At 69.9% G+C, this 13,838-nt stretch carries 10 protein-coding genes; 2 read left to right on the top strand and 8 right to left on the bottom strand.

The features are described 5' to 3' along the window. Positions 1–143: 143 nt before the first annotated feature. Positions 144–1,199: a rhamnogalacturonan acetylesterase gene (locus SGFS_RS16025; RefSeq protein ID WP_286250943.1), complete on the top strand. Its 1,056-nt coding sequence runs from the start codon at positions 144–146 to the stop codon at positions 1,197–1,199. 278 nt (positions 1,200–1,477) lie between these two features. Continuing rightward, on the top strand, positions 1,478–3,238 hold the full coding sequence (locus tag SGFS_RS16020) for a DUF2264 domain-containing protein (protein WP_286250942.1): 1,761 nt from the start codon (positions 1,478–1,480) through the stop codon (positions 3,236–3,238). Here the strand turns inward: SGFS_RS16020 and SGFS_RS16015 are convergent. The 8 genes from SGFS_RS16015 to SGFS_RS15980 all read right to left on the bottom strand — a co-directional run bounded on the left by SGFS_RS16015 (position 3,183) and on the right by SGFS_RS15980 (position 13,823). Beyond that, positions 3,183–4,589: a hypothetical protein gene (locus SGFS_RS16015; RefSeq protein WP_286250941.1), complete on the bottom strand. Its 1,407-nt coding sequence runs from the start codon at positions 4,587–4,589 to the stop codon at positions 3,183–3,185. The two genes, SGFS_RS16020 and SGFS_RS16015, sit on opposite strands and share 56 nt — an antisense overlap. 81 nt (positions 4,590–4,670) lie before the next feature. Further along, positions 4,671–5,468 carry an alpha/beta fold hydrolase gene (locus SGFS_RS16010; protein ID WP_286250939.1) on the bottom strand — a complete coding sequence of 266 codons (798 nt, stop codon included), beginning with the start codon at positions 5,466–5,468 and terminating at the stop codon, positions 4,671–4,673. Next, a complete protein-coding gene (locus SGFS_RS16005; RefSeq protein WP_286250937.1) occupies positions 5,465–6,055 on the bottom strand; it encodes a TetR/AcrR family transcriptional regulator in 591 nt (196 codons plus the stop codon). The genes SGFS_RS16010 and SGFS_RS16005 overlap by 4 nt, the downstream gene beginning before the upstream one ends. Positions 6,056–6,211: 156 nt before the next feature. Beyond that, complete coding sequence (locus SGFS_RS16000) at positions 6,212–7,531, bottom strand: jacalin-like lectin (RefSeq protein ID WP_286250935.1); 1,320 nt, start codon at positions 7,529–7,531, stop codon at positions 6,212–6,214. A gap of 248 nt (positions 7,532–7,779) precedes the next feature. Next, positions 7,780–10,659, bottom strand: coding sequence for a glycoside hydrolase family 2 TIM barrel-domain containing protein (locus SGFS_RS15995; protein ID WP_286250933.1), 2,880 nt, complete (start codon positions 10,657–10,659; stop codon positions 7,780–7,782). A gap of 18 nt (positions 10,660–10,677) precedes the next feature. Beyond that, positions 10,678–11,571 (bottom strand): carbohydrate ABC transporter permease, encoded by an 894-nt coding sequence (locus SGFS_RS15990; RefSeq protein ID WP_286250931.1) that lies wholly within the window; start codon positions 11,569–11,571, stop codon positions 10,678–10,680. Beyond that, positions 11,568–12,533, bottom strand: a complete 966-nt coding sequence (locus SGFS_RS15985; protein ID WP_286250930.1) for a carbohydrate ABC transporter permease — start codon at positions 12,531–12,533, stop codon at positions 11,568–11,570. The genes SGFS_RS15990 and SGFS_RS15985 overlap by 4 nt, the downstream gene beginning before the upstream one ends. Before the next feature lie 24 nt (positions 12,534–12,557). Further along, positions 12,558–13,823 (bottom strand): ABC transporter substrate-binding protein, encoded by a 1,266-nt coding sequence (locus SGFS_RS15980; protein ID WP_286250928.1) that lies wholly within the window; start codon positions 13,821–13,823, stop codon positions 12,558–12,560. Between the last annotated feature and the right edge of the window lie 15 nt (positions 13,824–13,838).

The following is a 13,838-nucleotide window of genomic DNA, read 5'->3' as shown; positions in this document are numbered from 1 at the left end:
GTGACAGTTGAATCGATTTCGCGAAAGGGCTTTCGGTGCGGGGAAGTTGGCAACTTTGTGAAATCGGTCCGACATCTAGAAAGCGCTTGCCGGAAGGGGTACGGTCCAGCCGCCGGGTCTTGTCATCCCTCGGAGGAACCTCAATGAGACGTTTCACTCTCGCCGCGCTGGCGGCGGCGACCCTGGGCACCGTCCTGACGGCCGTACCGGCCCAGGCGGCCGGGGCGCACCATGGCCGTCCCGCCCCGCTGGGCCTGGAGAACTGCGCGGCGAACGCCTGCCACTTCGACGTCCCGCCCGGCACGTACGACGTGAGGGTCCGCCTCGGCGGCGAGGCGGCGGCGAGTACTCGTGTCACCGGCGAGACCCGGCGCACCCTCCTCCCCGAGACGGCCACGGCGGCCGGTGAACCGGTCTCCCGCAGCTTCACCGTCGACGTCCGCACCCCCGAGGGCGAGCCGACCGGCGCCGACGGCACCCCCGGCCTCGACCTCGTCATCGGCGGCTCGGCACCCGCGTTGGCCGACATCAGCGTGACCCCGGCCCGACGCGCCCGGCAGATCTTCCTCGTCGGCGACTCCACGGTCTGCGACCAGCCCGGCGACCCGTACTCCGGCTGGGGCCAGCAGCTCCCGCAGTACCTCCGCAAGGGCGTGTCCGTCGCCAACTACGCCGACTCCGGCGAGAGCACGGTCTCGTACCTCGCCGACTCCCGCCTCTGGGCCACCGTCCAGCCGAAGATCCGCCGGGGCGACCTGGTCCTGATCCAGCTGGCCCACAACGACAAGCAGACCGACGAGGCCACCTACCGGGCGAACCTGGAGACGCTGGTCGCGGGGGTCCGGGAGAAGGGCGGGCGGCCGGTGCTGGTGACCCCGATCGTGCGCCGCTGGTTCAACGCGGACGGCACGCTGAACAACGGCACCGCGCTGCTGGTCAACGGCCTCGGCGTCGACCACCCTGCGGTGACCCGCTCGGTCGCCGCCGCGCACGACGTGCCCCTGATCGATCTCACCGCCAGGACCAAGGCGCTGGTCGAGTCACTGGGCACCGAGGGTTCCAAGGCGCTGTACCTCTACAACGAGAAGCGCGACAACACCCATACGTCGGTGCACGGGGCGACCGTCTACGCCGGTCTGGTTCGCGACGAACTCGTCGCGCAGGGTCTGGTGCGGGAGGGGAAGGTAAGGGTGGGATGAGCTCCTGGGGCGCCTTGTCCGGAACCAGGGCGTCCCAGGGTTGTGCGCGGGAGGGGGGCGTTGGCGGGTGCGGGTTCGTCGTGGCTGCTCGCGCAGTTCCCCGCGCCCCTGAAAAGCCGGGGCTGCGTCCTGTGCTTTTCAGGCCCGCGGGGCCTGTGCTTCCAAGGGGCGCGGGGAACTGCGCGACCAGCCCCCACCCACCCGCAGCCGACAAGCCCACCCAGCCACCCCGGACAACCAACCCACCCGCACACACCCCACGTCAGAAAGCGCACCGCATGCCCTCCCAGCCCCACGAGGACCGCACCCTCAGCCCGTACACCGGCTACACCCGCGCCCACTGGGAGGCGGCGGCCGACGCGCTGCTGACCGCCGTGGAGCCGTACGCCACCGCCGACGGCGCCCTGTACCACCTGCCAGGCGACCGCACGAGCTGGTCCGGCGGGCTCTCCGACGGCCTGGAGGGCTACGCCCGTACGCTCCTGCTGGCGGCCTTCCGCAAGGACGAGAAGGCACTCGGCCGTTACGCCGACGGACTCGCGGCCGGCGTCGCGGGCGTCTGGCCCCGTATCGAGGACCGCAGCCAGCCCCTCGTGGAGGCCGCGTCCATCGCCTTCGCCCTCCGCCTGACCCGCCCGCTGCTCTGGGACCGCCTCGACGACGCCGTACGCCGGCGCGCGGCGGCCTGGCTCGGCGACGCGCTCACCGCCGAACCCTGGCCCTGCAACTGGGAGCTGTTCCCGGTCACGGTCGGCGGCTTCCTCGAAGAGATCGGTCACGAGCCCGAGCTGGCCCGCCGCGTCATCGACCAGCGGCTCGACCGCATCGAGCAGTGGTACGTCGGCGACGGCTGGTACACCGACGGCGACGGCCGCAAGTTCGACTACTACAACGGCTGGGCGATGCACCTCTACCCGGTGCTGCACGCCTGGCTCGCGAACGACGAACGCCTGCTGGACCTCTACGGCGGCCGCCTGGAGACCCACCTCACCGACTACGCCCGCCTCTTCGGCGGCGACGGCGCCCCCCTGCACCAGGGCCGCTCCCTCACGTACCGTTTCGCGACGACGGTCCCGCTGTGGCTGGGCGCGTTGACGGGCCGTACCCCGCTCTCCCCGGGTGAGACCCGACGCCTGGCCTCCGGCGCCCTGAAGTACTTCCTCGACCGGGGCGCGGTCGACGACCGGGGCCTGCTGTCGCTGGGCTGGCACGGCCCCGACCCAGCCGTCCTGCAAGGCTATTCGGGCCCGGCCTCGCCCTACTGGGCCAGCAAGGGCTTCCTCGGCCTGCTGCTGCCGCCGGACCACGAGGTGTGGACCGCGACGGAGGAAGCGGGACCGGCGGAGCGCGAGGACGAGGTCCACCCGGTCGGACCGCCCAACTGGCTGCTGCAGTCGACGAGTTCGGACGGCGTGGTCCGTCTCCACAACCACGGCAGCGAGGACGTCCGCTACGACCCCTTCTACACCCGGCTGGCGTACTCCACGGTGACGGCACCCTTGCCCCTGGCCGAGCCTTCGCAGGCGTACGACAACAGCGTGAGCGTCGGGGGAGACGCGAGCCGTACGGGCATCGAGCCGCTGGGCGTCGGGGACGGCTGGGTCGCGTCCCGGCACGCGGTCGGCGAGGGCGGTGTCCAGGTCACCAGTCTGGTGGTGGCCCGGGGAGCGGCGGAGGTCCGGGCGAATCTGGTGGCGGGCGCGGCGCCCGGGACGCCGGTGCGGGTCACGGGCTGGCCGGAGACGGAGGGCCTGAACGCCGAACTCCTCCCCGTACACGGCCTGTTGGGCGACGACGACGCAGCCGGGCCCGGTCTCGCGGGTGAGACGGACCCGAAGACGACCGGAACCCTCTTCGTGGCCCTCGCCCGTCTCACCGCAGCGCAGAACCCCCCGCCCCTCCCGGAGCTGGTGTCCGTGGAGTTGCGGGGGGCGTACGAGCTGTCCGTGACCTGGGCCGACGGCGAGCGGGCTCAGTTCACCTTCACGGCGTCAGACGAGCGATCTTCAACGTCTTCGTGGTCGGTGACGCGCTGTTGAGGGCGCTCGAGTAGGACGGGGTCACCGGGGCGTACGCCCAGGTCAGGGTCCCGTCCTTGAGGACCGCGATGTCACCGGAGATACGGGCCTTGACGACCTTGTCGGCGCCCTGGAGCTTGCCGTTCCAGTCGACCAGGCGGAAGTGGGTGCCCGTGAAGGTGCCGGTGCACGTGCCGCTCGCGCACTTGGCGTTCTTCAGGGACTCCCAGGAGACGAGGAGCCGGTCCTTGCCGTACGGGGCGACGCGTACGTTGACGTGCTCGGTGCCCTTGGCGGAGGTGAGGTAGACCGGCTTGCCGGAGGGCGTCTTGCGGTTCTTGAGGAACGCGAGGGCGACCTGGTGGGTGCTGGTCTTCGGCTTGACCGTCCAGCCGCGACCGCTGGAGTCCTCCGGGTTCTTCTTCGCGGAGGCGGCGCCGCGCGAGGCGAAGGCGGTGGCGTAGCGGCCGGTCGAGGACTTCACGATGTCGCCGGTGCGGCCGGCGAAGGTGCCGCCGCAGTAGCCGGCCCAGCACTGCTCGCGCTGGACGACGGGAGCGTTGTCCGGGGCGGCGATGCCGGTGGAGACGAACAGGCCCGAGCGCCAGTCGTCGAAGCAGAGGGAGGTGAAGTCGCCGGTCTTCTCGGCGCGCAGGGCTATGCCCTCGTTGTGGGAGCAGCCCCAGCCCCAGCCGCCGCTGAGCTTCTTGCCCTTGGGGTTGACGTAGGCCAGCTTGTCGCCGAAGTGGCCGTCGGCGAAGCCGCCCGCGCCATGCACGACGAAGTAGGCGCCGTACTTCTTGCCGTTCCAGGCGAGCTGCCCGTCGAGCGTCGGGGAGGTGTCGTTCGAGGAGGTGCCGGTGAGCTTGGTCCGCCAGGACTGCTTGCCGTTCTGGTAGCGGATCAGCGCGGCGGCGGTGTCCTTCCACTTGTTGCTGTCGGCGACCCGGGTCAGCAGCGCGAACCCGTCGTTGTGCGCGACGAGACCACCGACCTCCTTCGTTCCCTTGACGACCGTGTCGGCGCCCGAGCGCTTCCCGGCCGAGGTCAGCGGGGTGACGTGGATGCCGTCCGAGGCGGGCCAGGCGACCCGCAGGGTGCCGTCCGGCGCCACGGCCGTCGCCGTCCGCGTCCATTCCCGGCTGTTGTTGTAGCCCGCCGAGAGATAGCCGAACTTGGCGGGCAGGCTGACGGTCGTGTTGGTGACGGTGAGATCACCGGCCGAGCCGCTTGTGGGGGCGGCCCCGGCAGTCGCGTACCAGGCGCCCGCCAGCACGGAGGCCGCCACGAGCGAGCCCACGACGGGCTTGCGCAGGACACGGCGGCGGCGGTGCGCGGGCGAGGTGGAGGGGGTGGGTGTTGCGGATGTCATGCGCTGTGGTTGCCGCCGCCGGGCGGAAGGTTGCCGCCGGGCCGAAAAAATGTTCGCGGCCTGCGTCTGCCCCCTGACCTGCTACGGCTCCCCGAGAACCGACACCAGCCGTCCGGCGAACTCGACGGGATGCTGAACCGTGCCGAGGTGCCCGCCGGGAAACTCGACGAATCGGCCGTCCAGCCGATCCGCGGCGGCCCGGGCCGTACGGTGCAACAGCTGCCCGCGTGACTCGGCACCGGCGGCGACGGTGAGACCGGTGGACGCGCGACCTCCGGACAGCGGACCAGGCTTCGGCTCGTACGCCGTGAACGGCAGGAGAACACGAGAGAGAAAGAGAGCCATGGGAGTGGTCAGTTCCTCGGTGGGTGTGAGCGCTTGCCCCACCTCGCGGCCATCCGCTTCGCGTTCCTCCAGTACGGCGGCCAGCCGGGCCCCCGCCGCCTGGATCCCCGCACGGCGATAGGCGTCGTACACCTCCCGGAACCGGGCCTGCTGCCGGGCCCCGTCGGCCAGTACGGCCACGCACGGCGGCTCGTGCGCCACCACGTGCCGCAGTCGTGCCGGGTGCCGGGCGGCCAGGTCGAGGGCGGCGACGGCGCCGGAGCTGGTGCCGAAGACATGGGCGGCCTCACCGTCACCGAGCACCCGCTCCAGCACCCGGGCCGCGCCATCGCTCCAGGCCTCGACCCGCTGCTCCTCGACGGGCGTTCCGAGGCGTCCGTGAGCGAGGCCGAGCGGGTCGTAGGTGACGACGGTGAAGCGCCCGGCGAGGGCTTCCGTCATCGGTCCGAGCCCCATCGGGTGCCCGGCACCGCCGGGCATGATCAGCAGCACCGGCCCCTCGCCGCACACGTCGTAGCCGAACGCGGGCGTCATGCGTCGTCGCCGTCCTTGTCGTCGCGAGGCCAGTGGGTGAGTGCCATGTGGAGCGCGTCGACGGACTTGTCCCACGACCGCCGCACCTCGCGGGGCGCGCCGAAGCCGCCCGCGGCCTCCAGGACGCAGTAGCCGTGGAAGGTGCTGCGCAGCAGGCGTACGGCGTCGGTGAGGTCGGGTTCGTCGAGGCCGTACGCGCGGAGCATGCCGTAGGTGATCTCGGCGGTGCGGCGCAGGGCGGGGGAGTCGACCACGAGGGCCTGGTCGATACGGATCTGGGTGGCCGCGTACCGCCCCGGATGCCGCAGCGCGTACTCCCGGTAGGCACCGGCGAAGGCGGTCAGCGCGTCCTTGCCGGCCCGCCCGGCGACGGCCGCCGCGATGGCGTCGATCATCTCGCCGCCGGCCAGGAACGCGAGCCTCGTCCGCAGGTCCTGGAGGCTTTTGACGTGTGAGTACAGGCTCGCGTCCTTCACCCCGAAGTGCCGCGCCAACGCGGACAGGGTGACGTTCTCGAACCCGACCTCGTCCGCGAGCACGGCCGCCGCCTCGACGACCCGCTCGGCCGTGAGCCCGGCTCTGGGCATGGGCCATCACCCGCTTCCCCTCGACACTGAACCTAGGATACCTAGGTTAGAGCCTAGGGTGGGAAGGTACCGGAGTCGGGTGCGGGTGAGTGGGGAAGCGCGCGAACAACCGCACACCACCCGCACCCGTCGAATCACGTGCCGCTGCCGACCGGTTCAGCTGATCGGCGCGTACAGAACCCCCAGCTTGTCGATCTCGCCGCCCGCGCGGCCCGTGAAGCCGGCGATCTGCCAGCCGGAGGGGGCCGTGAACGTCTTCGTGTCGGAGGTGGCAGTGCCGGAGGTGAGGGTGCGGCCCTTGTCCGTGGTGAAGGCGGCGGAGAAGACGCGGGTGCGGCCGTCCTTCTGGCCCTGCGTCAGCCTCACCGAGGTCAGGTGCTCGCCGGCGGCGAGGGTGAGGGACGTGGCCGTGCCGCCCGTGCCGCCGTGGGTCAGGGCCCTGCCGCCGTCGTGCGTGAGCGACACCGCGTCCAGGCGTGAGCCGCCGCGCAGCGTGAGGGTGCGGGGCGACACCGTGGACGGCAGGTTGTCCGCGTCGTTGAACGCCGTGCCGTGCGGGCCGCCGAAGAAGTCACTGGCCCGCAGCTTGGAGTTGAGCGTCCAGGAGAAGTCGACCGTGTGCGGGAAGTGGTCGGAGAGGTTGCCGCTCGCGGAGTCCAGGAACTTCGCCCACTCGTTGTTGTAGCGGGTGGCGGAGAGTCTCACCAGGTCGCTGCCCCGGTAGAGGACCTTGTCCACGACCTCGCAGGTGTTCGGCGGCGCCGACGTGGGGCAGACCAGCGCGTCCGCGCCCTGTGTGGGGGCGCTGCCACCGCGGATCAGCTGGACCCAGGCGTCGGTCAGGCCGTTCTCGTCGGCCAGCGTGCGGATGTTGTCGCCGGAGCGGGTGTAGCGGGTGTTGGTGTCGCCCATGACGATCACCGCGTTGCCCGCCGAGTTCGCCTGGACGAAGTCCGAGAGCTGCTCGACGTTGGCGCGCCGCGCGGCCAGCGCGTCGTCCGAGTCGTCGGCGTTGGTGTGCACGTTGTAGAGGTCCACGAAGACGCCCTCGGCGAGCCGCACCCGCGCCAGCGAGAAGCCCTTCGGGGTCAGGCAGTTGGTGCCGGTGCAGCGGTTCCACTTCACCCGCTCGAAGTCCTCGAAGGCGTAGTCCGAGAGGGTGTTGAGACCGTCACCGAACGGCACACCACCACTGGTCGCCGTGCGGTACGCGTGGTTGTCGCCCGCGTACAGCGCCGCGTGGTAGTTGAAGTCCTCCTGCACATTGACGATGTCGTACGCCCCGAGACGCGGCGAGATCAGCGGCGTGTTGGTCGCCGGATGGCCGGAGCTGAGCCCTTCCGGGAGGCCCGCGACGTTGTACGTCAGCACGTTGAAGGTGCCCGAGGCGGCCGCCGCCGCAGGGGTCGAGCCGGTGGTGACGAGGCCGGTGAGGGCCAGTGCGCCTGCGGCCAGGGCGCCGAGAAGTCTTCTCATGATGAGGGCGTCTCCGGTTGGGGGAAGGGAGAAGAGGGAGCAGAACTTGAATATTGCTCAAGTTCGGTGGCGAACAGTGTGACGTGAATGGTCAGCCGGGGAAACAGTGGGAACAGAGGGAGTTGGTGGCTGTGGGCGGTGCCCGGCTGTCGCGGGTGGGCGGAGACGCGAAGCGGCGCCCCGGTGAGGACACCGGGACGCCGCACAGAGGGGTCCGGAGGGTCAGCCCCCGGGCCCGCTCACCGCGCTCAGCGAGTCGCCGAGAACACGAACGAGAACTCCGCAGGACGAGCGAGCAGGTGGTACTGGGGCAGCGCGCCCGGTCCGCACGACTGCGAACCGATCCCCATCTGCCCGTGGTCGAGGTTGACCCACACCGTGTCCCCGGCCTCAAGGTCCGTCAGATGCTCGGCGGCGTCCAGCTGTTCGCTTGTCCAGCGCCGGGCGGTGAACCAGAACTCCGGGTCGCCGTCGATCCGCAGCCCACCCAGCTCCGCCCAGCGGACGTCGGGCCGGGCGCCGTTCTCCTGCGGCCGGACGTACGGGGTCTGCAGCTCGTCCACGGAGGCGTGCCAACGGCCCAGCATCGAGGCCGACTTGGTGTCCGGGTAGCCCTCGCCGGGGCCGCCGCCGTACCACTGCACGGCGTCGGCGGAGGAGAGCCCGAAGCGGATGCCGAGCCGGGGGAGCGGCACGGTCCAGTCGCCGTCCGGCGTCACTGACACGGTCAGCTTCAGTCGCGTCCCGTCCGAGGTCCACCGGTACACGGTGTTCAGGCCGATCTCCCAGGCGGCCGGCGCCACCCGGGTCCGCACCGTCAGCGCGTCCTCGCCCGCCTCGACGGCGTCCAGCCGGTGCCGCATGCGGTGGAGGCCGTACTTGCGCCACAGCAGGCCGTAGCGCAGATCGGGCTGCCAGGCGGCCCCCGCGTCGTTGTCGGTCGGCGCCCGCCACACGTCCAGACGCAGCCCGGTCACATCGACACCGCCGATGGTCTTCAGCGCGCCCGTGCGGACATCGAAGGAGGCCGGACCGAGGGTGATCAGCTTCTCGCTCGCCGTCGGCCGGTCGCTCGGCGCGACGGACGGCAACGGGCGCTCCAGGACCGGAAGTTGGGCCCACGCCACCTGGTGGCCCTTCCGGCCCCACCCCGTGTCCTCGGCCAGCAGCGCCCGTACGGTCCACTGGGCCTCGCCGCCCGAACCGCCCGCCGGCGGCTGCGGCAGCTTCACCTCGGCCGACTCGCCGGCTGCCAGCGCGGGCACCGCCAGCGGACCGGACTCGACCGTCTCACCGTCGACCTGGTACGACCACTCGAAGGCGAGGGAGGACAGATCGGCGAAGTCGTGGGCGTTGCGTACCCGTACCGTTCCCGCCACGCCGTCGCCCTCGATACGGACCGGCTCGATGACCTTCTTGAACTCGACCAGGCCGGGGGAGGGCCTGCGGTCCGGGAAGACCAGGCCGTCGCAGACGAAGTTCCCGTCGTGCAGCTCCTCACCGAAGTCGCCGCCGTACGCGAAGCCCAGCTCCGCGTGGGTGACGCCGTGGTCGATCCACTCCCAGATGAAGCCGCCCTGGATGCGGTCGTGCGCCTCGAAGAGCCGCTGGTAGTCGGCGAGTCCGCCCGGGCCGTTGCCCATGGCGTGCCCGTACTCGCACTGGATGAAGGGCAGACCCCGGCGCTTCTGCGTGCCGCCGTCCAGGCCCTGGCCGATGCGCTCGGTCTCGGCGTGGTCGGCGTACATCCGGGAGTAGACGTCCGTGTCCCGGCAGTCCCAGTCGCCCTCGTAGTGCACCAGGCGGGAGCCGTCGCGGCCGTGGATCCACTCGGCCATGGCGGTGAGGCCGCGGCCGGTGCCGCACTCGTTGCCCAGCGACCACATCACGACCGAGGGGTGGTTCTTGTCGCGCTCGACCATGCGGGCCGCGCGGTCCAGGAGGGCCGGGGTCCAGCGCTCGTCGTCGACGGGGTTGTCCCGCCAGTTCTGCTCGGTGAAGCCGTGCGTCTCCAGGTCGCACTCGTCGATGACCCACAGGCCGTACTCGTCGCACAGGTCGAGGAAGGCGGGGTGCGGCGGGTAGTGCGAGGTGCGCACGGCGTTGAGGTTGTGCCGCTTCATCAGCAGCACGTCCTCGCGCATGGTTTCCAGGTCGAGGGCGCGGCCCCGCTCCGGGTGCCATTCGTGCCGGTTGACGCCCTTGAAGAGGATCGCCCTGCCGTTGACCTTGATCAGGCCGTCCTCCAGCACGACCGTACGGAAGCCGATGCGCAGCGGGACGCGCTCGCCCTCCGTGACCAGCTCACCGTCGTACAACCGGGGGGTCTCGGCGGTCCACGGCTCCACGGCGACCGTCACCGGCTCGCCCGTCGCGACATCGATGTCCAGGGCGGGCACGGTGACCCGGCCGTCGACGTCGGAGTCGACGCGCAGGGTCCCGAGGCCGCCCACATGGTCGTAGGAGGCGTGCACGAAGAAGTCGAGGACGCTGCCCGCCGGGCGGTGCAGCAGGGTGACGTCCCGGAAGATGCCGGGCAGCCACCACTGGTCCTGGTCCTCCAGGTACGAGCCCGCCGACCACTGGTGCACCCGGACGGCCAGCACATTGCCGCTCGGCTTCAGCAGATGGCCGACCGCGAACTCGTGCGGCAGCCGGGAGCCCTTGAACTCACCGATGTCCGTGCCGTTCAACCACACCCGGGCGCAGGACTCCACACCGTCGAAACGCAGCACCGCCCCGCCCTCGGAGAGAGCGGGCCACCCCTCCGGGAGGTCGAAGAACCGCAGGTGGTCGCCGGTCGGGTTCTCCGTCGGCACCCTCGGCGGATCCACCGGGAAGGGGTACAGGTGGTTGGTGTAGATCGGCGCCCCGAAGGCCCCGTCGCCCTGCAGCACCCAGTGGCCCGGGACGGCCACCTCGGCCCAGCCGTCCGCGTCGAAGCCGGGCTCGGCGAACGAGTCGTCCTCGGCGTCCACGGTCGGCGACAGCCGGAACCGCCAACTGCCGTTCAGTGAGAGGGACCGGGCGTCGGAGGACGCGTACCAGGCGCGGGGCGGGAGAGCCCCGCTGCCCGGCGACACGTCCTCGACGTAGTCGACTGAGGTGGAGGTGGTGCGGAAAGACATCGGTCTCCTTGCTGTTTCCTAGCCCTTGATCCCAGTCTGCGCGATGCCCTGCACCAGCCAGCGCTGGAGGAAGAGGAACACGAACACCAGGGGCAGGATCGAGATGGCCGTGGCCATGAAGATCAGGTGGTAGGTGACGCTCTGGCCGGTCATGTAGTTCGAGAGCGCGACCTGGACGGTCCACGCGCTCGGGTCCTGACCGATGACCAGGGGCCACAGGAAGGAGTTCCACCCGCTGATGAACGTGATCGTCGCGATCGCGGCGAAGAAGTTCAGCGAGTTGGGTACGACGACCCGCCAGTACGCGCCCATGTAACCGAGCCCGTCCACCCGCGCCGCCTCCTCCAGCTCCTTGGGGAACCCCAGGAAGTACTGCCGGAACAGGAAGCAGGTGAAACCACTGAAGAGCCCCGGAATGATGAGACCCCGGTAGGTGTCCACCCAGCCGAGCGAGGAGACCAGGACGAAGCTGGGCACGAAGGTCACCGCGGTGGGGACCATCAGGGTCACGAGGACGGCGTAGAAGACCTTGTTGGCGTGCTTGAACGGGATGCGGGCCAGGCCGTATCCAGCCAGCGAGCAGACCAGCAGTGTGCCCGCGGTGTGCAGGACGCCGACGACCGCCGAGTTCCACAGCGAGCGCGCGAAGTCGACCGTCGGGTCGTCGAACGGCTTGCTGATGTTGCCCCACTGGATGTCGGTGGGGAACCACTGCCACTCCTCGCCCGTGATCTCGGGGTCGGTGGACAGCGCGTTGCGGACGATCAGATAGAAGGGGATGAGGAAGAGCAGGGCGGCGACGCCGGTGGCGATGTAGAGACCGGTCGAGCCGATCACGCCGCCGCGCCGGACGCGACGCGGCTTGGCCGACACGTCGACCTGGTCCGCCGGAGGTGTCGTGGTGGTGGTCACTTGGACTCCTCACCCCTTCCGAATCCCATGATCTTGCCCTGGAGCAGGGTGACGAGGCAGATCAGCACGGTGAGGATCAGCGCGCCCGCGCTGCCCGCGCCGTAGTCCTGGCTGTCGCCGAGCGCCTTGTAGTACAGCTCCATCAGCGGTGGCCGGCCCCAGGTGGTCTTCGACAGCAGGTTGAAGAACTCGTCGAACGCCTGATAGGCGGCCACGAGCAGCAGCAGGATCACGGCGGTGGAGGTCGCCCGCAGCTGGGGCAGGGTGATGTGCCAGAACGTCTGCCAGCCGGGCTTCGCGCCGTCGATCGCGGCGGCCTCGTACAGCTCCTGCGGGATGTTCTGCAGGGCCGCGATGAACAGGATCATGTAGAAGCCGGCCTGGAGCCACAGCCGGACGCTCACGATGACCAGCCAGTACCACGGCGGGTCGGGGCTGGCGAGCCACGGGGTGTTGTCGATGCCGAAGAGGCCCAGGAAGGTGTTCGCCATGCCGAAGCGGACACCGTTGAAGATGGACATCTTCCAGACCAGCGAGGCGGCGACATAGCTGACCGCCGTCGGCAGGAAGAAGACCGAGCGGAAGAACGCCCGCATGAACCGCAGCCGGTTCACCATCAGCGCGAGGCCCAGCGAGGCCGCCCAGGTGGTCGGCACGATGATCACGGCGAAGACGGTGAAGGTGACGAGGGACCCCATGAAGTCCTCGTCCGTCAGCATGTTCACGTAGTTGTCGAACCCGACGAACGTGCTGGGCGTGACCGTGAAGCGCGCTTCGAAGAACGAGAGCCACAGGCTCCAGAGGATCGGCACATAGACGAAGATCAGCAGGCCGATGAGGAACGGCCCGGTGAAGAGCCAGAAGTTGAAGGTGGGGGAGCCCCGCAGCCCCCGCCGCGGCTTGGCCGGAGTGGCCTTCGCCGGGGCGGGGCTGGAGACGCCGTCCTTGGTGATGGTCGACATGTCGTGATTACCTGTCCGGCCGGTCTAGCCGAAGAGCTTCTTCAGCTCGCGGTTGACCTTCTTGTCGGCCTTCGTGAGCTCCTTGTCCGGGTCGTTGCCCTTGCGGACGGAGTTGGCCATCACGTCCTCCAGGGCGGTGATGCTCGCCTGGGTCCAGCCGATGTTGTCGAAGTTGCCGTACTCGTTGAAGAGCTTGACGCCCTCAGCCGGCAGACCCGACTTCAGCTTGTCGGCGGTCTCGGCGATCGACTTGCGCGGCGGGATGTGGAAGCCGTAGGAGAGCGCCCAGTCCTCCTGGTCCTTCTTCTGGTCGATCCACAGCCACTTCACGTATTCCTTGGTCTCGTCGACGTTCTTGCCCTTGGCGTTGACGAACATCGACCAGCCGCCGTTGTAGACCGAGAGCTTGCCCGCGTCGCCGACCTTCGGGAACGGGAAGATGCCGAGGTCGTCACCGAGCGCCTCCTGCATCTGCGGCATCGCCCACATACCGCACCACTGCATGGCGGTCAGGCCCTGGTTGAGCGAGGCCGGGTCCCAGAAGTCGGTCGGGGCGTCGAGCAGCAGGTCACCGCTGGTGAACAGCTTGCGGAGCTGCTTGAGGCCGTCGGCGACCGCGTCCGTGTGGTAGGCGATCTGGTTCTTGTCGTCGAGGTGCTGGGCACCGGCCGACCAGATCAGCGGGCTGATGATCGCGTGCAGGGTGTTGCCGAGGTAGGCGCCCTTGACCTTGTCCGTGGTCAGCTTGGCGGCGGCCTCGATCAGCTCCTCGAGGGTCTGCGGGACCTCGACGCCGGCCTTCTCGAACAGCGACTTGCGGTAGAAGAAGAACTGCGGGTCGTCGATCATCCGGATGCCGTATATCTTCCCGTCGACCGTGTGCGACTGGATGTCGGCCGGGTTGAAGTCGTCCTTGACCGGGTTGATCAGGTCGCTCAGGTCGGCGACCTGACCGCTCTCGATCATCTGCAGCTGCGGGTGGAACTCGAAGCAGTCGGGGGCCTTGTCCGTGAGCAGCGAGGCGAACAGCTTGCTCTCGAAGTTGGAGCCGGTGATCCACTGCGTGGTCACGTTGGCTTCCTTGTAGCCCTTCGCGTACCGCTTGATGGCCTGCTCGGTGCCGGCCTCGCCGTACGCGTGGAAGTACTGCGTGAGGCTCTTGCCCGAACCGGACGAGCCGCCTCTGCCGTTGTTGCCGCCGCACGCGGCCAGACCGCCGGCGGCGGCCAGGCCCATGGCGGCCCGCAGTACGTTGCGGCGGTCCCAGTTGCTGTTGCTCATTGCCGACATGCTGACGTCCTTGTC

The organism is Streptomyces graminofaciens, from assembly GCF_030294945.1.
Classification (GTDB): Bacteria; Actinomycetota; Actinomycetes; order Streptomycetales; family Streptomycetaceae; genus Streptomyces; species Streptomyces graminofaciens.
This window is presented reverse-complemented; position numbering and strand designations above follow the sequence as displayed.